Here is a 22,911-nt window from a genome sequence, read left to right as displayed (position 1 = left end):
GCCATTGCATGCCTGAGTTCCTGTGGGAGCGGGCTTGCCCGCGATGGTCGCAAGGTCGACGCGGACTGCCTGATGCTCCGCGTGATCGTTGACGTCCATCGCTGTAGGAGCGGGCTTGCCCGCGAAGGGGCCAGGGAGCCCACCACGCAACCATGCCCCTTACACAGCGCGAATCACGTGCTTGATCTCCTGGAACGCCTGCAACCCCCACGGCCCCAGTTCGCGGCCGATACTGCTCTGCTTGTAGCCACCCCAGGCGGTCTGCGGGAAGATCACCTGCGGCGCGTTGATCCACACCAGGCCGGCCTGCAAGGCATTGGCGACACGATCCGCCGCCTCGGCATCACGGGTGACGACACTGGCGACCAAGCCGAATTGGCTGTCATTGGCAAGGGCAATCGCCTCGGCCTCGGCACTGAAGCGACGCACGCAGATCACCGGGCCAAAAATCTCCTCAGCCCACAACGCACTGTCCAGCGGCACGTCAGTGAACACCGTCGGTTGCAGGAAATAGCCACGCGACAGGTGCGCCGGTCGATTACCGCCGCAGACCAACCGCGCTCCGGCGTTCAAGCCGCGATCAATGTGCCCGAGCACCCGCTGGTACTGCGCCTGATTGACCAACGCGCCCATTTCCACGTTGGGGTCGAACGGGTCAGCCACGCGAATGGCTTCGGCACGAGCCCTCAAGCGCGCGAGGAACTCATCGAACAATGGGTCGGCGACCAGCACGCGACTGGTGGCGGAACACATTTGCCCGGCATTGAAGAAACCGCCGCCGCAGGCCACTTCTACAGCCAGTTCCAGATCGGCATCGGCCAGCACCAGCAACGAAGATTTACCACCCAGTTCCAGGCTCACGCCTTTGACGGTTTCGGCGGCGCGCTGCATGACCTGCACGCCCACCGCATTGCTGCCCGTGAAAGAGATCTTGGCGATGCGCGGGTCCGCTGTCAGCGGCGCGCCCACGGCCAGGCCGGTGCCGCAAACCACGTTGAGCACGCCCTTGGGCAGCCCGGCCTCGGCGATGATCGCAGCCAGTTCCAGTTCCGGCAGCGGCGTGACTTCGGAGGGTTTGAGTACCACACAGCAGCCGGCCGCCAAGGCGGGGGCAAGCTTCCAGGCGGTGGTGACCATCGGGAAATTCCACGGCACGATCAGTCCCACCACACCGCAGGGCTCGCGACGCAGGCGTGCGCTGAACTCGTCGGTCGGCAGTTCGACAGTGGTGTCCTGCCGGGCGTCCAGCCCTTCGGCCAGACCTGCGTAGTACTCGAAGGTGGCGATCACGTCATCGACGTCGATGGCCGCTTCGAACTGCGGCTTGCCGTTGTTGCTCGACTGCAAGTGCATCAATTGCTCACGACCGCCCGCCACGCCGGCCGCGATCCGGCGCAGGATGGCGCCGCGCTCGGCACCGGTGGTCTGCGACCAGGTTTTAAAGGCTTCGGTGGCGGCTCTCACCGCGTGGTCGACCGCCTGGGCATCACCGCCATTGACCGTGGTCAGCAGCGCCTCGGTGGCCGGGTTGATCACCCGCAGGTGTTCGTTGCCGGCGAACCATTGGCCATCGATGTACAGGCCATCGAGTGTGGTCGGGAAGCTCATTTCGACACCGCCTTCATCCACTGCGCCTGATCGATTTCAATCAGGGTCGGCCCCTGGCGATCGGCGGCGGCACGCAGGGCGATGCGCAGTTTCTCGACATCGTTGACTGCCTCGGCGGAGCATCCCAGCGCCTTGGCCACGCCGATGAAATCAGGGGTGTAGATGTCCACGCCTACCGGTTCGATGGCGCGGTTGACCATGTATTTCTTGATCTCTTCGTAGCCCTGGTTATTCCACAGCAGCACGATCACCGGGGTGCGTGCTTCCACGGCGCTGGCCAGTTCAGGCAGGGTGAATTGCAGGCCGCCGTCGCCAATCAGGCACACCACCGGTGGCCGTGCACCGCCCTCAATACGGCCACCGAGCCAGGCGCCAATCGCTGCCGGCAACGCATAACCAAGGGTGCCGTAACCGGTGGACGAGTTGAACCAGCGGCGCGGTCGCTCGGGGTTGAAGGTCAGGTTGCCGGTGTACACCGGCTGCGTGGAATCGCCGACGAACACGGCCTGCGGCAACTCATGCATCACGGTTTCCAGGAAGCGCGTCTGGGCCAGGGTCGGCGCGTCCCAGTTGGCCGCCAGCTCTTCGCGCAAACGGGCGGCGCGCACTTGACCCCAATCGTTGCGGCGCTCGGCCAGGGATTTGTGCGACAGCGCACTGAGCAAGGCCCGCGCTGCGTTCCGCGAATCGGCAACCAGGGCCAGGTGCGGCGGGTAATTGCGCACGGTTTGGTCGGGGTCAATATCGACACGCAGCAGCTTGCCGGGAATTTCGAAGCCACCGGCGAACGTCACGTCGTAATCGGTCTCGGCCAGCTCGGTGCCGATGGCCAGCACCACATCGGCTTCGGCCACCAGGGCGCGGGTCGCCACCAGACTCTGTGTCGAACCGATCAGCAACGGATGCGCGGATTCGAGCATGCCCTTGGCGTTGATCGTCAGCGCAACCGGCGCGTCCAGCAGTTCAGCCAGTTCGGTCAACTCGGCAGCGGCCTCGATGGCCCCGCCGCCGGCCAGGATCAACGGGCGTTTGGCACCGGCCAGCAGGTCGGTCATGCGGCTGATCGCGCAGGGCGACGCGCCGGCACGGTCGATGTGCACCGGCAAACTGGCGAGCAGTTCATCGGCGTCCTCGACCAGCACGTCCAGCGGGATTTCAATGTGCACCGGACGTGGCCGGCCGGCCTGGAACAGGGCGAAGGCACGGGCCAGCACCCCGGGCAATTCCGACGCCGACATCAGGGTGTGGGAGAACGCGGCGACACCGCCACACAACGCGCTTTGGTTCGGCAACTCGTGAAGCTTGCCGCGACCGCCGCCCAACTGGTTGCGCGTCTGCACGCTGGAGATCACCAGCATCGGGATCGAATCGGCGTACGCCTGGCCCATCGCGGTGGTGATGTTGGTCATGCCGGGGCCGGTGATGATGAAGCACACACCCGGCTTGCCACTGGTGCGGGCGTAGCCGTCGGCCATGAACCCGGCGCCCTGCTCATGACGCGGCGTGACATGATGGATGCTCGAACGGGCCAGCCCCCGATACAACTCGACGGTGTGCACACCAGGAATGCCGAATACCTGCTCGACCCCGTAGCCCTCGAGTAACTTGACCAATACTTCGCCGCACGTCGCCATGTCTTTGCCCTTGTTGTTCGTTTGAGACGCCGGGCCTGCGCTGTGTTTATGATGAGTGAGCAGGTCCAGGGATGGCCTCATTGGAACGGTCGACACGTTGCCGCAACAATGGATAAAAAATCATGCCAGCCATGTCCTTACGTCATACCTTGGATCCCGATGAAACGATTGCCTCCCCTGCCGGCGCTGTACACTTTTCTGATTACCGCGCAGTGCTGCAACTTCACCCGCGCCGCCGAACAGCTGTTCATCACCCAGGGCGCGGTGAGTCGGCAAATTGCCGGGCTGGAAGCGCATTTGGGTTATGAGTTGTTCATCCGCCAGGCGAGGGGCCTGGAGCTGACGAGCGAAGGCCGGGAGTGGCTGCCACGGGTACAACAGATTTTCGGCCTGATCGATGAGGCCGTGGAGCAGATCGGCGAGAAGCGTGAAACCCTGCAACTCAAGGCGCCGACCTGTGTCATGCGCTGGCTGTTGCCGCGATTGTTGCAGTGGCAAAAGGAGCGTCCGGATGTGCCCGTGGCGCTGACCACGACGGTCAAGCACGGCGTGGACTTCCAGCGCGAGCAGTTCGATGCCGCGGTGATGTATGGGGCCCGACCGGACAGCATGCTGAACGCCTGCCTGCTGTTCGACGAGCAACTGACGCCGGTCTGTTCGCCACAGACGGCACTGCAGGCGCCAGCGGATTTGCATCAGCACCTGCTGCTGCACCCGACCCGCGATGAACGCGACTGGAATGCCTGGTTACAGGCCGCCAACCTCAAGTTGAGCCATGCTCGTGGCCAGCATTTCGAAACCTTGGATCTGGCAATGTCGACGGCGTCCCAGGGCATGGGCGTGGCGATCGGCGACTGGTCGCTGATCGGGGATGACCTGAGCGCAGGGCGGCTGGTCATGCCGTTTGACTTGAAGGTGAAGACCGGATTGGCGTACTACCTGGTGTTCCCGGAGAAGACCGCGCCGTCGGCGCCTTTGCGCGAGTTGATGGCCTGGTTGGTGGAGCAGGCGCGCAGCCGCTGAAAATGCGGCCCCTGTGGGAGCGGGCTTGCCCGCGATGGTGGTCCAGACGACAAAGGGCAACCTGATTCCCCGCGTCATCGTTAACGACCATCGCGGGCAAGCCCGCTCCCACAGGGGGGAGTGTGATCACCTGCTCGCGAGCCTCTCAGCTTCTATCAATACCCGACGGTGAAACGCTGACGAGCGTGTTTCGGCGCCTCCACCTCATCGATCATCGCAATCGCATAATCGGCAAAGGTAATCCAGCTTCGACCGGCACTGCTGACCAGCAAATCATCCTTGCCGATGCGAAACGCGCCAGTGCGCTCACCCTCGACGAACTCCGCCGAAGGCGACACGAACGTCCAGTCCAGTTGCTGCTCACGGCGCAGGTCATCGAGGAACGCCGCACCGGCACTCGCCTCGGCCTTGTACTCTGCAGGAAAGCCTTCGCTGTCGATCACCCGGGTGCCACCGGGCAGCAACAGCGAACCGGCACCACCCACCACTAGCAGGCGTTTAACTCCGGCTTTTTTCACCGGTTCGATCACGGCGGCGCTGGGAACCGTGGCGAAATGTGCAGCGCTGATCACCACGTCATGCCCTGCCACTGCCGCTTGCAGTGCCTGGGTATCCAGTACGTCGACATTCTTGCTGACCACCCCGTCTCGCTCGCCGATCTTGGCCGTATTACGGGCGATGGCCGTCACGTGATGACCACGACGCAGGGCTTCTTCCAAAAGTTGGCTGCCGGCACGGCCGGTGGCACCGATGATTGCGATTTTGCTCATGACGTACTCCAGTTGGCTTGAATAGGCTCTTTGTGATCAAGGGTGGCGGGTTACCACTGCATCTCGCCCATGGCGACTTTGGCGCTCAGTTCCAGCGAGCTGTCTTCGCCCAGGTTCGGAAAGCGTTTTTTCATGGCGGCGACCAGTGCAGGGCTGTCCTTGGCCTTCACGGTCTCTTCGTCGAAAGCCCGAATGTAATCGGCCGTGAAGTGCACCGCCGCCAGGGAGCGGGCACTTTTGCCCAGGTAATGGCCCGGCACGACGGTGTTCGGCTTGAGGCTTTCGATAGCGTGCAGCGTAGCCAACCAATCAGCATGGGACTGTGCGGTTTGGGTATCGGCCATCCACACGTGGATGTTTTCGGCGACTACCACGCCACCAACCACTGCCTTGATCGAAGGGATCCAGACGAAGCTACGATCCGGCTGCGGGCCTTCAAGGCCCACCACCTGCAACTTCTGCCCTTCGAGCATCAGACTGTCGCCCTTCAGTACGCTCGGCACCAGGGTTTTGGCAGGGGCATCGGCGCCCATCTTCGGCCCCCAATAGGCCATCTTGCCCTGGACGGTCTGCTTGATGTGATCCACGGTTGGCTGCGAGGCGAGCACCCGGGCTTCGGGGAATGCGGCCGTCAGGGTGTCCAGGCCGAAGTAGTAATCAGGGTCACCGTGGCTGATGTAGATGGTGGTCAGGCGCTTGCCGCTGGCGCGGATTTTCTCCACTACCTGGGCGGCCTGCTCGCGACCGAATTGTGCGTCCACCAGGATCGCATCCTTCTCGCCGCTGACCAGCACCGAGGTCACGGGGAAGATCGCCTTCTCGCCGGGGTTGTAGACGTCCAGGGTCAAGCTGGCAGCGCTGGCGTGAGCGGCGAAGGCGAAAGCGGCGGTTGCCAGGAGGATGCGTTTGAACAACATGTGAAGCTCCGTCTGTGTGAAGGCCCCCGCCCCCCTGTAGGAGCGAGCTTGCTCGCGATGGCGGTGTATCAGCCCCCATCATTGTCGACTGACACAGCGCTATCGCGAGCAAGCTCGCTCCTACAGGGGGCAGTGTCGCCAAGAATGGAACAGAGCATAGTTGTCAAACTCAGTACAAAAAATGCGATGCTGGAACATAGTTTGTTTCTAAAATCGGGCAAATCATGGATCGTCTACAAGCAATACGGGTGTTCGTCACAGTGGTCGACCTCGGCAGCCAGTCAGCCGCCGCCGATCATCTGGAGCTGTCACGGCCAGTGGTCTCGCGCTATCTGGCAGAGTTGGAAGATTGGGTGGGCGCCCGTTTGATGCACCGCACCACGCGCAAACTGAGCCTGACCGCCGCCGGTAGCGAAATCCTGCCCCGGTGCCGGCAGATGCTTGAACTGTCCACAGACATGCAGACCATCCTCAGCGAACCCGACGAGACACCTCGAGGTCTTTTGCGCATCAGCGTCAGTACATCATTTGGACAGGCACAACTGGCCGATGCGATGGCGGCTTACGTCAAGCGTTACCCCGGTGTGCGCATCGAATTGCAGATGCTCGACCGAACGGTGAACCTGGTGGACGAGCGTATCGACCTGGCGATTCGCACCAGCAATGACCTGGATCCGAACCTTATCGCCCGGCGACTGACGGTCTGTCGCTCGGTGATCTGCGCGGCACCTGCTTACCTGCAAACACATCCCGCGCCACGGCGGGTCGAAGACCTCAGCCAGCACAACTGCCTGACCCATTCCTATTTCGGCAAGAACCTGTGGCATTTTGAGCAGGACGGCGAACCGGTGTCGATGCCGGTGCAGGGCAATATCAGCGCCAACGAGGCCAGCACCCTGTTGCGCGCGACCATTGCGGGTGCGGGGGTGGCGATGCTCCCTACTTATCAGGCCTACGTACATATCCACAGCGGCGAACTGGTGCGCCTGCTGCCCCACGCCGAACCCCGGCAGATGAACATCTACGCGGTGTACGCCTCGCGCAAGCACATGCCGGCGGCGCTGCGCAGCCTGCTGGATTTTCTGGTGGAGAGGTTTCCACAAGAGCCTGAGTGGGACAAAGGCCTGTAGTCACCACCAATCTACTGTGGGAGCGGCGGTGCCCTGAATACCGCATCACATACAAACCCGCATCACTGGCAACCCACCACCACTGACCTATGCTCAAGTTAGTACCCATGGGTATTCGTTCAGAGGTCAACGCCATGAACATCAAAACAAGAAGATACCTCGCGATTTTCCTGACCTGCGCCGCCACACTGGCGCTGTATGGCACGGCGGCCTGGCGCGTCGAGCAATTGCGGCAACTGCCCCGCGATTACGCCAGCTGCAATTTCGAGCGCTGCATACCTCACAATGCAACGCTCAACGCCCTGCGGTAAAGACGGCTCAGGACCCGTTACCCCGTTCGGCCTTCAAACGGTCGCGGAACGCCTTGGGTGAGATCCCCACCCGGCGGCGAAACAGGCGCGTGAAGTTGGTGGGATCGGAAAATCCCAACACCTCGGACATCTCATAGATGGTCATGCTGGTGTAGGTCAGCAAGCGCTTGGCCTCCAGCAACTGCCGCTCGTGCATGATCTGCAGGGCGGGTTGCCCCGCCAGTTCCCGACAGGTGCCGTTGAGGTGGGACACGGATATACCCAGGCGATGCGCCAGGTCCTCCACCTTGACGTGCTGGCGATAGGTCTCTTCCACCAGTTGGATGAACCCGTTCAGGTACTCCCGCGCGCGTTGCGGACGCTGGCTGGCGTTGCGACGCTGCAACGCCTGGCGGCCGACCCACACCAGGATCACGCTGACCAGCGAATGCATGAGCATTTCCCGGGCGGGTTGATGACCGGTGTATTCGGTTTGCAAGGCAAGGAACAGGCTATTGAGGTAGTCACTGTCCACACCCGACGGGTAACTGTCCGCCTGGCCCAGGGCATTGACCGAGTGCCCCAACTGCGCCTGCAAGTGGGCGACCAACGGCGCCGCCAGGGTCACGACAAACCCTTCGACATCCTCGGAAAAACGATAACCATGAACGGACAGCGGCGGCAGGACCAGCACGGCCGGCTCGCTCAACTGTGTTCGATTGCCTTCGATTTCGAGTTCGGCCTGACCTTTGAACACGAAGAGCAACTGGCATAAATCAGCGTGACGATGGGGTTTGATCTCCCATTGGTGTTCGCGACTGCGTTTGGAAATGGTTTCGCAATGCAGCAAGTCCGGCGTCGGCCAATCCAGGCTTTCACCGTAAAGCTTGAACACCGGTATCGAAGGCAGGTCAGGCTTGTTCATCACTTCAATCCAGGCCTCGGAGGTGGCGGGTAGTTTTACACCCATGGACGGAATGTACAGATGGCGGCCCAGTTTTCACCCTCAATCGGCAGACCCGCAAGTGAAAATTGCGTCGGCCATTCGTACGCGGCTATCGAATAGCTTGCTACCGACTTACACTGAAGGGCATTACCGACTGCCTTGCGTCTACCCCAAGCCCACTCCCCCCGCAGGTTTCCCGTGACCCACCTGAATCACCCCGACACGCCCAGGCCAGCCATTCGCAATGTGCTGATTGCGTTGATGCTGGCGATCTTTCTCGGTGCGCTGGACCAGACCATCGTTGCCGTGTCGATGCCGGCCATTTCCGCACAGTTCAAGGACGTCAGCCTGCTGGCCTGGGTGATTTCCGGCTACATGGTGGCGATGACCGTGGCCGTCCCGATCTACGGCAAATTGGGCGACTTGTACGGGCGGCGTCGGTTGATGCTGTTCGGCATGGGCTTATTCACCCTCGCCTCGCTGTTCTGTGGCATGGCCCAGAGCATGGAGCAACTGGTGCTTGCACGGATCTTCCAGGGCATCGGCGCCGGCGGGATGATTTCGGTCAGCCAGGCGATCATCGGCGACATCGTGCCGCCCCGCGAACGCGGCCGCTACCAAGGCTATTTCAGCAGCATGTACGCCGTGGCCAGCGTCGCCGGCCCGGTACTCGGCGGCTACATGACCGAATACCTGTCGTGGCGCTGGGTGTTCCTGATCAATCTGCCGCTGGGGCTCGGGGCATACTGGGTCGCCCACCGCAACCTGATGGGCCTGCCAATTCCCCAGCGCAAACCGGTCATCGACTACCTCGGCACACTGTTGATGATCATCGGCCTGACCGCCCTGCTCCTTGGCATCACCCAGATCGGGCAAGGCCACTCCTGGCGCAGCAACGAAGTGCTCGGGCTGTTCACGGCGGCGGTATTGATACTGGCCGTGTTCGTCTGGCATGAGGGCCGTGCGCGGGAGCCGCTTCTGCCCATGCACCTGTTCGCCAACCGCAATGCCCTGCTGTGCTGGTGCACGATTTTCTTCACCAGTTTCCAGGCGATTTCGTTGATCGTGCTAATGCCTTTGCGCTTCCAGAGCGTCACAGGTGCCGGGGCCGACAGCGCCGCCTTGCATTTGCTGCCACTGGCAATGGGGTTGCCGATTGGCGCCTATTTCGCAGGTCGTCGAACCTCGGTCACCGGTCGCTACAAACCGCAGATCCTGGCCGGAGCGATCCTGATGCCGATCTCGATCCTGGGCATGGCGCTCAGTGCGCCCCAGGCCTTTGTGCTCAGTAGCCTGTTCATGTTGCTCAGCGGGATCGCCGGCGGCATGCAATTTCCCACTTCGCTGGTGGGCACGCAAAACGCCGTCGACCAGCGCGACATCGGCGTCGCCACGAGCACCACCAACCTGTTCCGCTCACTGGGCGGCGCGGTGGGCGTAGCGCTGATGTCGGCCTTGCTCCTGACGTTGTTGCAGGATTCGAGCTTTTCGCAACTGGCGGGTTCGACACTGCTGGCAGAGGGGCATTCCGGTAACGTCCTGCTGGACGGACTGAATGCCGCACCGGGCGATACGCAGGATGCCTTGCGTGCAGAATTGCTGTTGACGTTCAGGCACTTGTTGATGGTCAGCGCCGCGGTGTCACTGCTGGGTCTGGCAGCAGCGGTTGCCATGCCAAACCGGTTGTTGCGCGGGCGTGAGGATAAGGTCAGGTAGACCGCGGTTGCTGTTGTGGGAGCGGGCTTGCTCGCGAAGAGGCCAGCAATATCAATATCATCGGCGACTGACACTCCGCCTTCGCGAGCAAGCCCGCAGGCCCCGGTTTCAAGGGCTGTAATACCCCACCGCCACCAGAAAATGCCCGACCTTCTTCAGGTAGGCATGCTTGTCTTCGACCTTGCCGGTGACCGGGTTTTTCCACTTATAGGCGTATTCACCGTGGTCCTGCTGTGCGATCAACGCCAGGATCGGCTCACCCACAGGTTTGCCTTCCGGGTCCTTGATCTTGCTGAAGTCGGTATTGAGCAGGCGCAGGTTGGTGCCATGGGCGACGTACCGCTGGGTGTCCAGGTCGACGACAAACACGTACAGGTCATCCTGCAAATAACCTCCCTTGAGGGAGTTGATGGCCTTGAGCGTGCCCTTTTCGTCCTTGGCCAGATCGACCGCCGCCTTGTTCAGCAGCGCCATGGCCTGTTCCGCCGACGCCCTGGGCAGGTAGTAACCCACCGCGAGGATGCGCTGGCCAATTCGCTGGTAGTACACGTGTTTACGCTCGATCTTGCCGTCGGCCCAGTTCTGCCAGCGATATTCGGCCTCCTGAATGCCATTGCCCTCCGGCACATTCAGGGCGTTCTTGAACGCTTTCTGCAAATCAGGCCCGAGCACCTCGGACACGTCACGCCCAATCAACGCCGAAGAGGGCCCACCGCTGGCCAGCATCACGCCCTTGGTGTCGACCACGAACACGTAGCGGTCCTTGTCGACGAACTCACCCTGGCGACTGAACGCCGCAAACGCCTTGTCACCATGATCGTGGTAATAGGCCAGGGCCTTTTCCAGCAGGGCAATGGCCGCCTTGCTGTCATCCTTTTGCGTCGCAGCCGCCTGCGCCTGCCCCAACAACAGCAGCAACATGCCGCCCACCAACGCCAACCTGTGCAAAAACCCCATTGCCCATCCCTCGCTCTGTCAGTGTTTCAAGAGCGTAGACGGCAATGGGGCATGTATGGATATTCAGCAAACCGCAGTAACAGCTTGATGCTTATGGCTTGGCGCGCAACTGCTGTTGCAGGTTCTGGATCTGCGCCTGAAGGGTGTTGATGTTGCGGGTGACCTGGCCACGGAACGCGTCGAACTCGGCAGTGCTGGATGCACCGGGCGCGGCGGCCGGGCGATTGTCCTGCTCGCTTTTGAGCACGATCATGTCCTGTTCCAGGCGCTCGATGGCGGCGCTTGGGTTGCCCTGTTTTTTCAGCGCGGCGATATCGGCGCCGAGGCTCTTGAGTTGGGCATCGATTTTGTCGGTGTCCGCTGGCGTGCTTTTCAGCGTGGCCAGCTCGCTGCCGAGGGCTTTGACCTGGGCCTGCAATTGCGAATTGGCAGCCTGTTGCTCGGTGTTCTGGGCAGTGGCTTGAGCCAGGCGCTTGTCCAGCTCGGCGGTTTGCGCGGTCATTTGCGCCAGCCGCTTGTCCAGGTCCGAGGCCTGGCCGGCAACGCCCTGTTGTTGCTTGCCCTGATCCTGAAGGCGGCTTTCCAACTGCTTGATCTGCAGCTTCAGCGCTTCGCTGTCCGAGGTCACGTTGGTCTGGCTGGCGACCACCTTGCCGGAAATGTCCTGCAAGCGCCCCGCCGCATCCTCACTGATGCGTGCGAAACTTTCCTGGGTCGCCACCAGTTGCTGCTCCATCAGCGAGATCTGCTGGAAACTCCACCAGGCCAGGCCCGCGAAAGCGAAGAACAGCGCGCCGACCAGGGCCCACAACGGGCCGGTGCTCGCCGCCCTGACCTTGACCACCGGCGGCGTGCGCGAGTGCACCGTGGTGCGCGCAGGCGTTGGAAAATCATCGTCGTCGAGGACATCGGCCCGCAGGCTCGGCACATCGTCGAAGTCGTCGTTGGCATCGTTACGCATGGACATTGAGTCAACCTTTGTGAAACGCGGTGATGGCATTATGGGCGTGAGTATAAACCCGTGAGCCGCATGGATTGACCCTCAATGCCCCGGCTCGGTTCACTATCGGCAACGTCTGTGTTTCAGCGAATGTCCTGGGCTTTCCACCAGTTGCAGAATTCATCCAGGGCAGTCCAGAGACTGACCTTCGGATCGTAATCCAGATAATGACGCGCGCGACTGATGTCCAGGGTGAAACTTTTGTTCATCACCTGCATGCCCAGCCGCGACAGGGTCGGCTCGGGGCGCCCTGGCCAGAGCTTGCACGCGCCTTCGTTGAGCGCCGCCACCGCGTAGGCAAGGCCGTAGGAACGGTAGCGAGTCACCTGTGGGACATCCATCTGGCGCATCACGTAATTGACCACGTCCCACAAGGGAATTGGCGCTCCGTTACTGATGTTGTAGGCCTTGCCCAGCGCCGAACCGGCGGCCAGCAAGCTGCTGAGCATTGCTTCGTTGAGGTTTTGCACGCTGGTGAAGTCGACCTTGTTCAAGCCGTTGCCGACGATGGCCAGGCGACCTTTGCGCTGCATCTTCAACAAACGCGGAAAAATGCTCATGTCTCCGGCACCGGTGACGAAACGCGGGCGAAGCGCCAGGGTTTCGAGACCGAATTCCTGTGCCCCGAACACCTTTTGCTCGGCCAGGTATTTGGTCGCGGCATAGGGATGTTTGAAGCGTTTTGGCACCTGTTCTTCGGTCAGTCCAAGGTGATCACGACCATCGAAATAGATCGAGGGCGACGACAGATGCACCAGGCGCCGCACGCGCTGCTTGAGGCAGGCTTCGACCACGTTTTCGGTAACCTGCACGTTGCCTTGATGGAAATCCTGATAACGCCCCCACACGCCGACTGCGCCCGCGCAATGCACCACGGCCTCGACATCACGACACAGCGCTCGCGCCAGTTCCGGGTCGCTCAAGTCTCCCGGGACGAACTCGGCACCACGGCGCACCAGGTGTTCGACGCTTTCGGCCCGGCGACCGTTGACCCGTACATCCAGGCCCTGCTCCAGGGCGAAACGCGCAAAGCGTCCGCCAATGAAGCCGCTTGCGCCGGTGACCAGAATCTTCATGAGGTTTCCTTCGGAAACAGCTCCAAGCTGCAAGCTTCAAGCTGATAGTTAAAACAGTTCGCAAGCGCTTCACTTGCCGCTTGCAGCTTGACGCTCATGGCTGGCCCAGAGGCACCAACCAATGCTTCGACGCACGCACCAATTGCTCCGTCAGCAACCCGAGCAACTGCCCACCATTGCGCCAATGATGCCAGTACAACGGCACATCGATGGGCTTATCTGGCAGCAGTTCGCGTAAAACTCCGCGCGCCAGCTGGTCACGAACCTGCAGTTCGGGCACCAGTCCCCAGCCGAGACCGGCCTCGGCCAGGCGCAGGAACCCCTCGGATGACGGGCATAGATGATGTTCGAATCCGCCATCGACACCCAGGGACGCGAGGTAGCGATGCTGGAGGAAATCGTCCGGGCCGAACACCAGCGCCGGCGTTTTCGCCAACCGCTCGGCACGCACGCCGTCCGGAAAATGCCGGACAATGAACTCAGGGCTGGCCATCGCCCGGTAACGCATGGCCCCCAGCAGCACGCTACGCCCGCCGGCTACCGGACGTTCACTGGCGCACAGACATGCGGCCACTTCGCCGGCCTTCATGCGTTTGAGGCCGACGGTCTGGTCTTCCACTACCAGGTCGAGCAGCAGATGCTGCTCCGCGCAAAAATCGCCGACCGCTCCCGCCCACCAGGTGGCGAGGCTGTCGGCATTGAGGGCGATGCGCAGGCGCTCCGGCAGGCCTTCTTCATCCAGCGCCGGGACCAGGCTTTGCAGGTCGCGCTCGAGCAGGCGCACCTGCTGCACATGGTTGAGCAGGCGCCGGCCGATGTCAGTGGGCGCCGGTGGCGTGGCGCGCACCAGCACCGGCTGGCCGACCCGCGCCTCGAGCAACTTGATGCGCTGCGAAATGGCCGATTGCGACAGGCCGAGCACCTGGGCGGCGCGTTCGAAACCGGCCTGTTCGATCACCGCCGCCAGGGCCGAAAGCAGTTTGTAGTCGAACATCAGTTTTCCTAATGAGCGATCAGTAAGATTGGTTTTTCTTATACAGCCTTGGGAAGGACAATAGCCAGCAAGAACTCTTGGACAAGGATCACCCCGATGGCTGGCGAAACCTCCCTGGCAACCCTGCTGCGCAGCATGAGCCCGCAGCTCAATGACGGCGAATACGTGTTCTGCACGTTGCCCGATGGTCAGTTGCCCCACGGCCTGGACATCGTCGGCAGCTTTCGCGAACAGGAAGGCCTGACCGTGATCCTGCCACGCGCCCACGCGCAGCAGGCCGGCTTGAGCTTCGACTACGTCGCGGCCTGGATCACCCTCAACGTGCACTCGGCATTGCAAGCCGTTGGCCTGACCGCCGCCTTCGCCACGGCACTGGGCCAGGCCGGCATCAGCTGCAATGTGATCGCCGGCTACTACCACGACCATTTGTTCGTCGGCCAGGCCGACGCCGAACGCGCCATGCAAGTGCTGCGCGACCTGGCAGCGAACGCGGAGTAACGACCCATGTGGCAAAGTTATGTGAACGGCCTGTTGGTGGCCGCGGGGCTGATCATGGCGATCGGCACCCAGAACGCTTTCGTCCTGGCCCAGAGCCTGCGGCGCGAACATCACCTGCCGGTAGCGGCACTGTGTGTGACCTGCGATGCGTTGCTGGTGGCCGCCGGTGTCTTCGGCCTGGCGACTGTGCTGGCGCAAAACCCGACCTTGCTGGCCATCGCCCGCTGGGGTGGTGCGGCGTTCCTGCTGTGGTACGGCAGCCTCGCGCTGCGTCGTGCCTGCTCCCGGCAGAGCCTGCAACAAGGGGAAAACCAGACGGTACGATCACTGCGTGCGGTCATGCTCAGTGCCCTGGCGGTGACGTTGCTCAACCCGCACGTCTACCTGGACACGGTGCTGCTGATCGGCTCGCTGGGCGCCCAACAGACCGAGCCCGGTGCCTATGTCGTCGGCGCGGCCAGTGCGTCGCTGCTGTGGTTCTTTACCCTGGCGTTGGGCGCCGCCTGGCTGGCCCCTTGGCTGGCACGCCCCAGCACCTGGCGAATCCTCGACTTGCTGGTGGCGGTGATGATGTTCACCGTGGCAGCGCAGTTGATCACCAGCGCCTGATTTATTCCAAAAGGCTCTGGAACCTCTATTCCACACAGTTGTTGCGTGGTTATGCCGCCACCCCGGTGCTATGATCCGGTTCGATGCGCCGCAAAGAGTACAAACTCCTCGGCGCTTTGTCTGGCCGCCCGTGATCGGCCTTGCGCCCACCGCAAACTGACCTGATTAGGAGAATGATCATGGCTTTCGAATTGCCGCCGCTGCCTTACGCCCACGATGCCCTGCAGCCGCACATTTCCAAGGAAACCCTGGAATACCACCACGACAAGCACCACAACACCTACGTCGTGAACCTGAACAATCTGGTGCCTGGCACCGAGTTCGAAGGCAAGACCCTGGAAGAAATCGTCAAGTCTTCCTCGGGCGGCATCTTCAACAACGCCGCTCAAGTCTGGAACCACACTTTCTACTGGAACTGCCTGGCGCCAAACGCCGGTGGTCAACCAACCGGCGCACTGGCTGAAGCCATCAACGCGGCCTTCGGTTCGTTCGACAAGTTCAAGGAAGAGTTCAGCAAAACCTCCATCGGCACCTTCGGTTCCGGCTGGGGCTGGCTGGTGAAAAAAGCTGACGGTTCCCTGGCCCTGGCCAGCACCATCGGCGCCGGCAACCCGCTGACCAACGGCGACACCCCGCTGCTGACCTGCGACGTCTGGGAACACGCCTACTACATCGACTACCGCAACGTTCGTCCGAAGTACGTCGAAGCGTTCTGGAACTTGGTCAACTGGAAATTCGTAGCTGAGCAATTCGAAGGCAAGACCTTCAAAGCTTAAGCTCGATGCCAGACAAAAAACCCGGCCTTGACCGGGTTTTTTTATGCCCTGGCCATCCCCCATCCCTGTAGGAGCGAGCTTGTCGAGGCGTCGAACCGTCGCGATGGTAGCCCAGGCACCGCGGGCATCCAGGCCGCCCGCGTCATCGTTGACGACCATCGCGAGTAAACTCGCTCTTACAGGGATGATGTACACCGGTAGGAATGGGTTGGCTGCATGAACACCATCGCGGGCAAGCCCGCTCCCACACGGGCAAGCATCCAGCCGCAAAAATGAAACCCACCTCACTCCCCTTGTCCCCACGCCAGACCCGTCTACCATCAACCTGAAGGAATTTTCTCCCCGCCCCCTCAAGTTGAAGGACTCGACTACCGAAACAGTACGAATAAGCGCGAATACTCCAGATAGCAGCATTTCGGCCAACCCACAGGTAAATCTTCCTGTGTTCGATTGTCCCTTTGACTGCCATCACGGGATTGCCAATACTCATGGCTACTTGATGCTACCCGCACGGAACAAGGAATGACTCTTTGAAGCTGGAACTCAAGAACAGCTTGTCGGTAAAGTTGCTCCGGGTCGTGCTGTTGTCGGCATTGATCGTTGGCGTGGTCTTGAGCTGCGCGCAGATCGTTTTCGATGCCTATAAGACGAACCAGGCCGTGGCCAGCGATGCGCAGCGCATCCTCGACATGTTTCGCGACCCCTCAACCCAGGCCGTTTACAGCCTGGACCGGGAAATGGGCATGCAGGTCATCGAAGGCCTGTTCCAGGACGATGCCGTGCGCCAGGCGTCCATCGGTCACCCCAATGAAGCGATGCTCGCGCAGAAGTCCCGCGATCTGCAGGCGTCCAACAGCCGCTGGCTGACCGACCTTATTCTCGGCAAGGAACGCACATTCACCACACAATTGGTCGGCCGTGGCCCTTACAGCGAGTATTACGGCGACCTCAGCATCACCCTCGACACGGCCACTTATGGCCAGGGTTTTATCGTCAGTTCGGTGATCATCTTCATTTCGGGGGTCCTGCGTGCCCTGGCCATGGGGCTGGTCTTGTACCTGGTCTATCACTGGCTGCTGACCAAACCACTGTCCCGCATCATCGAGCACCTGACCGAAATCAACCCGGACCGCCCCAGCGAACACAAGATCCCGCAGCTCAAGGGGCACGAAAAGAACGAATTGGGGATCTGGATCAGCACCGCCAATCAGTTGCTCGAATCCATCGAGCGCAACACCCATCTGCGCCATGAAGCGGAAAACAGCCTGCTGCGCATGGCCCAGTACGACTTTCTCACCGGCCTGCCGAACCGCCAGCAACTGCAGACGCAACTGGACAAAATCCTGGTTGACGCCGGCAAGTTGCAGCGTCGGGTCGCGGTGTTGTGTGTCGGCCTCGACGACTTCAAAGGCATCAACGAACAGTTCAGCTACCAGACCGGCGACCAGTTGCTGCTGGCCCTGGCCGACCGCCTGCGTGCCCACAGCGGTCGCCTGGGGGCTCTGGCCCGCCTGGGCGGCGACCAATTCGCCCTGGTGCAGGCCGACATCGAACAACCCTACGAGGCGGCGGAACTGGCACAGAACATTCTCGATGACCTGGAGGCGCCCTTCGCCCTCGATCACCAGGAAATTCGCCTGCGAGCCACGATCGGTATCACCCTGTTTCCCGAAGATGGCGACAGCACCGAGAAGCTGCTGCAAAAGGCCGAGCAGACCATGACGCTGGCCAAGACCCGTTCACGCAACCGTTATCAGTTCTACATCGCCAGCGTCGATACCGAGATGCGCCGTCGTCGTGAGCTGGAAAAAGACCTGCGCGATGCCCTGACCCGAGATCAGTTCTACCTGGTTTATCAACCCCAGATCAGCTACCGCGATCAGCGCGTGGTGGGCGTTGAGGCGTTGATTCGCTGGCAGCACCCCGAGCACGGGCTGGTGCCGCCGGATCTGTTCATCCCTCTGGCGGAGCAGAACGGCACCATCATCGCCATCGGCGAGTGGGTGCTGGACCATGCGTGCAAGCAACTGCGCGATTGGCATGACCAGGGTTTCACCGAACTGCGCATGGCGGTGAACCTGTCGACCGTGCAACTGCACCACGCCGAACTGCCGCGAGTGGTCAACAACCTGCTGCAGATGTACCGCCTGCCGCCGCGCAGCCTGGAGCTGGAAGTCACCGAAACCGGCCTGATGGAAGACATCAGCACCGCAGCCCAGCACTTGCTTAGCCTGCGCCGCTCCGGCGCGCTGATCGCCATCGACGACTTCGGCACCGGATATTCATCGCTGAGCTACTTGAAGAGCTTGCCGCTGGACAAGATCAAGATCGACAAGAGCTTCGTGCAGGACCTGCTCGATGACGATGACGACGCCACCATCGTTCGCGCCATCATTCAACTGGGCAAGAGCCTGGGCATGCAGGTCATCGCCGAAGGTGTGGAAACTGCCGAGCAAGAGGCCTACATCATTTCCGAAGGCTGCCATGAAGGTCAGGGCTACTTCTACAGCAAACCGCTGCCGGCGCGGGAGCTGGGCGCCTACATGAAGCAGGCTCAGCGCACCAACGCGGCAATCCTCTGATGTTGAAATCCTGTAGGAGCGAGCATGCTCGCGATGGAGGTCAACGATAACGCGGGAAGTCTGACACCCCGCGGCGTTCATCAGTCCATCGCGAGCATGCTCGCTCCTACAGGGGGTAGCGCCCCTCCCGAATAAGAAATATTTCCAACAACAACCCTTTACACATAATGCGAAAGATTTGCATTATGTGGCAGTTTTGCGCGCCGGGCGCGTCTCCACCCCCTCTCGAAGCAGGATGTTCGCCATGATTCGTATGCCTCTGGCTACCGCCAGTCTGTTGGCCATCGCTATTTCCCTCGCCGGTTGCGGCGAAGGCAAAGACAAAGAAAAAGCCGCCGCACCTGCGCCGGCCGCCAGCACCGCTGCGGCCCCGGCTGCTCCAGCCGCCGCGCCTGCCGCTGCCGGTAAAGTCGATGAAGCCGCCGCCAAGGCCGTTGTCGCTCACTACGCCGACATCGTTTACGCCGTTTACAGCGATGCCGAATCCACTGCAAAAACCCTGCAGACTGCCGTCGACGCCTTCCTCGCCAAGCCGAACGCCGAGACCCTCAAAGCTGCCAAGGCCGCCTGGGTTGCGTCCCGCGTACCTTACCTGCAGAGCGAAGCGTTCCGCTTCGGCAACACCATCATCGACGACTGGGAAGGTCAGGTGAACGCCTGGCCATTGGACGAAGGCCTGATCGACTACGTCGACAAATCCTACGAGCACGCTTTGGGTAACCCAGGCGCTACGGCCAACATCATCGCCAACACCGAGATCCAGGTTGGCGAAGACAAGATCGACGTCAAGGACATCACTCCGGAAAAACTCGCCAGCCTCAACGAGCTGGGCGGTTCCGAAGCCAACGTCGCGACCGGCTACCACGCCATCGAATTCCTGCTCTGGGGCCAGGACCTGAACGGCACCGGCCCTGGTGCCGGCAACCGTCCGGCTTCGGACTACCTCGAAGGCACCGGCGCCACCGGCGGTCACAACGACCGTCGTCGTGCTTACCTGAAAGCGGTGACCCAGTTGCTGGTCAGCGACCTGGAAGAAATGGTCGGTAACTGGAAACCAAATGTAGCCGACAACTATCGCGCCACCCTGGAAGCGGAACCGGGTGACGTCGGCCTGCGTAAAATGCTGTTCGGCATGGGCAGCCTGTCCCTGGGCGAACTGGCTGGCGAGCGCATGAAGGTTTCGCTGGAAGCCAACTCCCCTGAAGACGAACACGATTGCTTCAGCGACAACACCCACTACTCGCAGTTCTACGATGCCAAGGGCATTCGTAACGTGTACCTGGGCGAATACACTCGCGTCGACGGCACCAAGATGACCGGGGCCAGCCTGTCGTCCCTGGTGGCCAAGGCCGACGCCGCCGCGGATACCGCGCTTAAAGCTGACCTTGCCGCCACCGAAGCGAAAATGCAGGTCATCGTCGATCACGCCCTCAAGGGTGAGCACTACGACCAACTGATCGCGGCGGGCAACACCGCCGGCAACCAGATCGTGCGCGACGCCATCGCCGCCCTGGTCAAGCAGACCGGTTCGATCGAAGCCGCCGCTGGCAAGCTGGGCATCACCGACCTCAACCCGGACAACGCTGATCACGAGTTCTGATCGACGCTCGTTGCCGGAAGAAAGCCCCGACTCGTCGGGGCTTTTTTATGCTTCCCGCTCCCTGTAGGAGCGAGCATGCTCGCGATGGACGCAAGAACACCGCGGGGTATCAGGTAACCAGCGTCATCGTTAACGACCATCGCGAGCATGCTCGCTCCTACAGGTGAAGGGGTAGACGGGCAATCAAACGATAATTCCTCTTATTCAAACTCCCCCGCCCTGTTAGACTTTGCGCCCTTGTTTTGCTCGTCTCGCAGGATGTCTGATGCCCTCGCTGCTTCTTCGCTTGTCCGCACTGGTTCTGGCCCTGGGCCTGAGTGCCTGCGATGACGCCCCGCGTTTTACCAAAGCGGAGCCCGGCGAAGCCCGTTCCGGTGGCCAGGCAACCGTGCGCAAGACCGACCAGAACGCCTTTTCCCTGCCGTCTGCCAACCTGCCGCCGTCCAGGCGCGTGGATTTCAGCGTTGGCAACAGCTTCTTCCGCAACCCCTGGGTGATCGCCCCCTCGACCACAACCGCCCGCGATGGCCTCGGCCCGTTGTTCAACACCAACGCTTGCCAGAACTGCCACATCAAGGACGGGCGCGGCCATCCGCCGGCGCCCGATGCCTCCAACTCCGTGTCGATGCTGGTGCGCCTGTCGATTCCCGATACGCCAGCCTATGCCAAACTCATCGAGCAGAACGGCGTGGTTCCGGAACCCGTCTACGGCGGACAATTCCAGGACATGTCCATTCCAGGCGTAGTCCCGGAAGGCAAGGTGCGGGTCGACTACACGCCCGTGTCGGTGCGCTTCAAGGACGGCACCGAGGTCGAGCTGCGTAAGCCGAGCCTGAACATCACCCAGTTGGGCTATGGCCCGATGCACCCCGACACGCGGTTTTCTGCGCGGGTGGCGCCGCCGATGATTGGGCTGGGTTTGCTCGAAGCCATTCCCGACGAGGCGGTCCTGGCCAACGCCAAGGCTCAAGAGAAAGAAAACAACGGCATCGCCGGGCGTCCGAACCTGGTGTGGGATGACGCCCAGCAGAAAACAGTCCTCGGCCGCTTTGGCTGGAAGGCCGGGCAACCGAACCTCAATCAACAAAATGTTCATGCGTTTTCGGGTGACATGGGCCTCACCACCCGCCTGAGACCGTTTGATGACTGCACCGACACGCAAACCGCGTGCAAACAGGCGCCCAACGGTAATGGCGCGGATGGCGAGCCGGAAGTCAGCGACAACATCCTGCGCCTGGTGCTGTTTTACAGTCGCAACCTCGCCGTACCGGCGCGCCGCGATGTGGGCTCGCCGCAAGTGCTGGCGGGCAAGAACCTGTTTTTCCAGGCCGGTTGCCAGTCCTGCCACACGCCGAAATACACCACTGCCGCCAACGCTGCTGAACCTGAACTGGCCAATCAAGTGATTCGCCCTTACAGCGACCTGCTGTTGCACGACATGGGCGACGGCCTGGCCGACAATCGCACTGAATTCAAGGCCGGTGGCCGCGACTGGCGCACTCCGCCGTTGTGGGGCATCGGCCTGACCGAGGCCGTCAGCGGCCACACCCAATTCCTGCATGACGGCCGCGCCCGCAACCTGCTCGAAGCCGTGCTCTGGCATGGCGGCGAAGCGAAAGCGGCGCAGCAACAGGTGTTGTCTTTTAATGCCGAGCAGCGCGCCGCGTTGCTGGCCTTTTTGAACTCTCTATAAATCCAGAATCGGGAGCCCGACATGTTCCGCCCCAAACTGTTGTTCACCAGCCTAGCGGCTATCGCCCTCGGCGCCTGCTCGCCGCAGGACCCACAGGCTGTGACCTCGGCCGCCATCGCCAAGTCGGTGATCCTGCCGACCTACACCCGCTGGGTCGAGGCTGACCGCCAGTTGGCCGTGAGCGCGCTCGCCTACTGCGAAGGCAAGGAAACCCTGGACACCGCCCGGGCCGACTTCCTGCACGCGCAGAAGGCGTGGGCCGAGCTGCAACCGTTGCTGATCGGCCCGTTGGCTGAGGGCAACCGCGCCTGGCAGGTGCAATTCTGGCCGGACAAAAAGAACCTCGTCGGCCGTCAGGTCGAGCAACTGATCGTTGCCCAGCCGCAGATCGATGCCGCTGCGTTGGCCAAGTCCAGCGTAGTGGTCCAGGGCCTCTCCGCCTACGAGTACATCCTGTTCGACAGCAAGCCCGATGTGGCCAACGCCGAGCAGAAAGCCAAGTACTGCCCGCTGTTGATCGCCATCGGCGAGCGCCAGAAGCAATTGGCCGAGGACATCCTCAAAGGCTGGAACAATACCGACGGTATGCTCGCGCAGATGAGCAAGTTTCCGAACCAGCGCTATGCCGATTCCCACGAAGCCATCGCTGATCTCTTGCGTGTGCAGGTCACTGCGCTCGACAGCCTGAAGAAAAAACTCGGCACCCCGATGGGCCGTCAGACCAAGGGCGTTCCGCAACCGTTCCAAGCCGATGCCTGGCGCAGCCAGTCGTCGCTGACGGGGCTGGAAGCCAGCCTCGCGGCCGCCAAAACCGTGTGGGAAGGCGTTGATAACAAAGGTCTGCGCGGCCTGCTGCCGAGCGAACAGAAACCCCTGGCCGACAAGATCGATGCCGCCTATGCAGCGTCCTTGAAGCTGTTCGCCAGCAATCAGCGCTCGCTGACCGAAATGCTCGGCGACGATGCCGGTCGCCAGCAGCTCAACGATCTTTACGACAGCCTCAACGTTGTCCATCGCCTGCACGAAGGCGAGCTGGCCAAGGCGCTGGGCATCCAACTGGGCTTCAACGCCAACGACGGTGACTGATGAGGG

The 22,911-nt window shown here is 61.7% G+C and carries 20 protein-coding genes; 11 read left to right on the top strand and 9 right to left on the bottom strand.

Annotated elements, in window-relative coordinates:
* Window positions 1-159: 159 nt before the first annotated feature.
* Both AB4N64_RS01640 and AB4N64_RS01635 read right to left on the bottom strand, forming a co-directional pair.
* Window positions 160-1,608: an aldehyde dehydrogenase family protein gene (locus AB4N64_RS01640; RefSeq protein WP_460121430.1), complete on the bottom strand. Its 1,449-nt coding sequence runs from the start codon at window positions 1,606-1,608 to the stop codon at window positions 160-162.
* Complete coding sequence (locus tag AB4N64_RS01635) at window positions 1,605-3,242, bottom strand: 5-guanidino-2-oxopentanoate decarboxylase (protein ID WP_460121428.1); 1,638 nt, start codon at window positions 3,240-3,242, stop codon at window positions 1,605-1,607. Before AB4N64_RS01635 ends, AB4N64_RS01640 begins: the two co-directional genes overlap by 4 nt.
* A gap of 159 nt (window positions 3,243-3,401) precedes the next feature.
* Between AB4N64_RS01635 and AB4N64_RS01630 the strand changes: the two genes are divergently transcribed.
* A complete protein-coding gene (locus AB4N64_RS01630; protein WP_460121426.1) occupies window positions 3,402-4,265 on the top strand; it encodes a LysR substrate-binding domain-containing protein in 864 nt (287 codons plus the stop codon).
* A gap of 155 nt (window positions 4,266-4,420) precedes the next feature.
* On the opposite strand, the gene AB4N64_RS01625 is transcribed toward AB4N64_RS01630, so the two are convergent.
* Both AB4N64_RS01625 and AB4N64_RS01620 read right to left on the bottom strand, forming a co-directional pair.
* Window positions 4,421-5,035: an NAD(P)-dependent oxidoreductase gene (locus tag AB4N64_RS01625; RefSeq protein ID WP_460121424.1), complete on the bottom strand. Its 615-nt coding sequence runs from the start codon at window positions 5,033-5,035 to the stop codon at window positions 4,421-4,423.
* Between the two features lie 50 nt (window positions 5,036-5,085).
* Window positions 5,086-5,952, bottom strand: coding sequence for an MBL fold metallo-hydrolase (locus AB4N64_RS01620; RefSeq protein WP_460121422.1), 867 nt, complete (start codon window positions 5,950-5,952; stop codon window positions 5,086-5,088).
* 224 nt (window positions 5,953-6,176) lie between these two features.
* Here AB4N64_RS01620 and AB4N64_RS01615 point away from each other — a divergent pair, with 224 nt between their 5' ends.
* Together AB4N64_RS01615 and AB4N64_RS01610 are read left to right on the top strand one after the other, a co-directional pair.
* On the top strand, window positions 6,177-7,082 hold the full coding sequence (locus tag AB4N64_RS01615) for a LysR family transcriptional regulator (protein WP_460121420.1): 906 nt from the start codon (window positions 6,177-6,179) through the stop codon (window positions 7,080-7,082).
* 134 nt (window positions 7,083-7,216) lie between these two features.
* Window positions 7,217-7,393: a hypothetical protein gene (locus tag AB4N64_RS01610; RefSeq protein ID WP_165557521.1), complete on the top strand. Its 177-nt coding sequence runs from the start codon at window positions 7,217-7,219 to the stop codon at window positions 7,391-7,393.
* 7 nt (window positions 7,394-7,400) lie between these two features.
* Here the strand turns inward: AB4N64_RS01610 and AB4N64_RS01605 are convergent, their stop codons facing one another.
* Entirely contained in the window at window positions 7,401-8,297 is an 897-nt protein-coding gene (locus AB4N64_RS01605; RefSeq protein ID WP_460121418.1) for a helix-turn-helix domain-containing protein, read from the bottom strand.
* Window positions 8,298-8,516: 219 nt separating this feature from the next.
* Between AB4N64_RS01605 and AB4N64_RS01600 the strand changes: the two genes are divergently transcribed.
* Window positions 8,517-10,034, top strand: coding sequence for an MDR family MFS transporter (locus AB4N64_RS01600; RefSeq protein ID WP_460121416.1), 1,518 nt, complete (start codon window positions 8,517-8,519; stop codon window positions 10,032-10,034).
* Between the two features lie 108 nt (window positions 10,035-10,142).
* Here AB4N64_RS01600 and AB4N64_RS01595 read toward each other — a convergent pair whose 3' ends face one another.
* The 4 genes from AB4N64_RS01595 to AB4N64_RS01580 form a co-directional block, all read right to left on the bottom strand.
* Window positions 10,143-10,991, bottom strand: a complete 849-nt coding sequence (locus AB4N64_RS01595) for a cache domain-containing protein (protein WP_460121414.1) — start codon at window positions 10,989-10,991, stop codon at window positions 10,143-10,145.
* Window positions 10,992-11,082: 91 nt separating this feature from the next.
* Window positions 11,083-11,958 (bottom strand): ATPase, encoded by an 876-nt coding sequence (locus tag AB4N64_RS01590; protein ID WP_460121412.1) that lies wholly within the window; start codon window positions 11,956-11,958, stop codon window positions 11,083-11,085.
* A gap of 116 nt (window positions 11,959-12,074) precedes the next feature.
* Window positions 12,075-13,067 (bottom strand): NAD-dependent epimerase/dehydratase family protein, encoded by a 993-nt coding sequence (locus AB4N64_RS01585; protein ID WP_460121410.1) that lies wholly within the window; start codon window positions 13,065-13,067, stop codon window positions 12,075-12,077.
* A gap of 94 nt (window positions 13,068-13,161) precedes the next feature.
* A complete protein-coding gene (locus AB4N64_RS01580; protein WP_460121408.1) occupies window positions 13,162-14,061 on the bottom strand; it encodes a LysR family transcriptional regulator ArgP in 900 nt (299 codons plus the stop codon).
* A gap of 96 nt (window positions 14,062-14,157) precedes the next feature.
* On the opposite strand from AB4N64_RS01580, the gene AB4N64_RS01575 reads away from it, so the two are divergent.
* The 7 genes from AB4N64_RS01575 to AB4N64_RS01545 all read left to right on the top strand — a co-directional run bounded on the left by AB4N64_RS01575 (window position 14,158) and on the right by AB4N64_RS01545 (window position 22,905).
* Entirely contained in the window at window positions 14,158-14,559 is a 402-nt protein-coding gene (locus tag AB4N64_RS01575; RefSeq protein ID WP_460121406.1) for an ACT domain-containing protein, read from the top strand.
* 6 nt (window positions 14,560-14,565) lie between these two features.
* The gene (locus tag AB4N64_RS01570) at window positions 14,566-15,168 is read left to right on the top strand and encodes a LysE/ArgO family amino acid transporter (RefSeq protein ID WP_460121404.1); all 603 of its coding nucleotides are present in this window, start codon (window positions 14,566-14,568) and stop codon (window positions 15,166-15,168) included.
* Between the two features lie 179 nt (window positions 15,169-15,347).
* A complete protein-coding gene (locus AB4N64_RS01565; protein WP_460121402.1) occupies window positions 15,348-15,944 on the top strand; it encodes a superoxide dismutase in 597 nt (198 codons plus the stop codon).
* Between the two features lie 530 nt (window positions 15,945-16,474).
* The gene (locus AB4N64_RS01560; RefSeq protein WP_460121400.1) at window positions 16,475-18,526 is read left to right on the top strand and encodes a putative bifunctional diguanylate cyclase/phosphodiesterase; all 2,052 of its coding nucleotides are present in this window, start codon (window positions 16,475-16,477) and stop codon (window positions 18,524-18,526) included.
* Between the two features lie 244 nt (window positions 18,527-18,770).
* Entirely contained in the window at window positions 18,771-20,126 is a 1,356-nt protein-coding gene (locus AB4N64_RS01555; RefSeq protein ID WP_460121397.1) for an imelysin family protein, read from the top strand.
* Window positions 20,127-20,391: 265 nt separating this feature from the next.
* Window positions 20,392-21,819: a di-heme oxidoreductase family protein gene (locus AB4N64_RS01550; RefSeq protein ID WP_460121395.1), complete on the top strand. Its 1,428-nt coding sequence runs from the start codon at window positions 20,392-20,394 to the stop codon at window positions 21,817-21,819.
* A gap of 21 nt (window positions 21,820-21,840) precedes the next feature.
* The gene (locus tag AB4N64_RS01545; protein WP_460121392.1) at window positions 21,841-22,905 is read left to right on the top strand and encodes an imelysin family protein; all 1,065 of its coding nucleotides are present in this window, start codon (window positions 21,841-21,843) and stop codon (window positions 22,903-22,905) included.
* Window positions 22,906-22,911: the final 6 nt, after the last annotated feature.

This window comes from Pseudomonas sp. S2_C03, assembly GCF_054668405.1.
The sequence above is the reverse complement of the archived record's forward strand: the minus strand, read 5'-3'. Positions and strand labels throughout refer to the sequence as shown.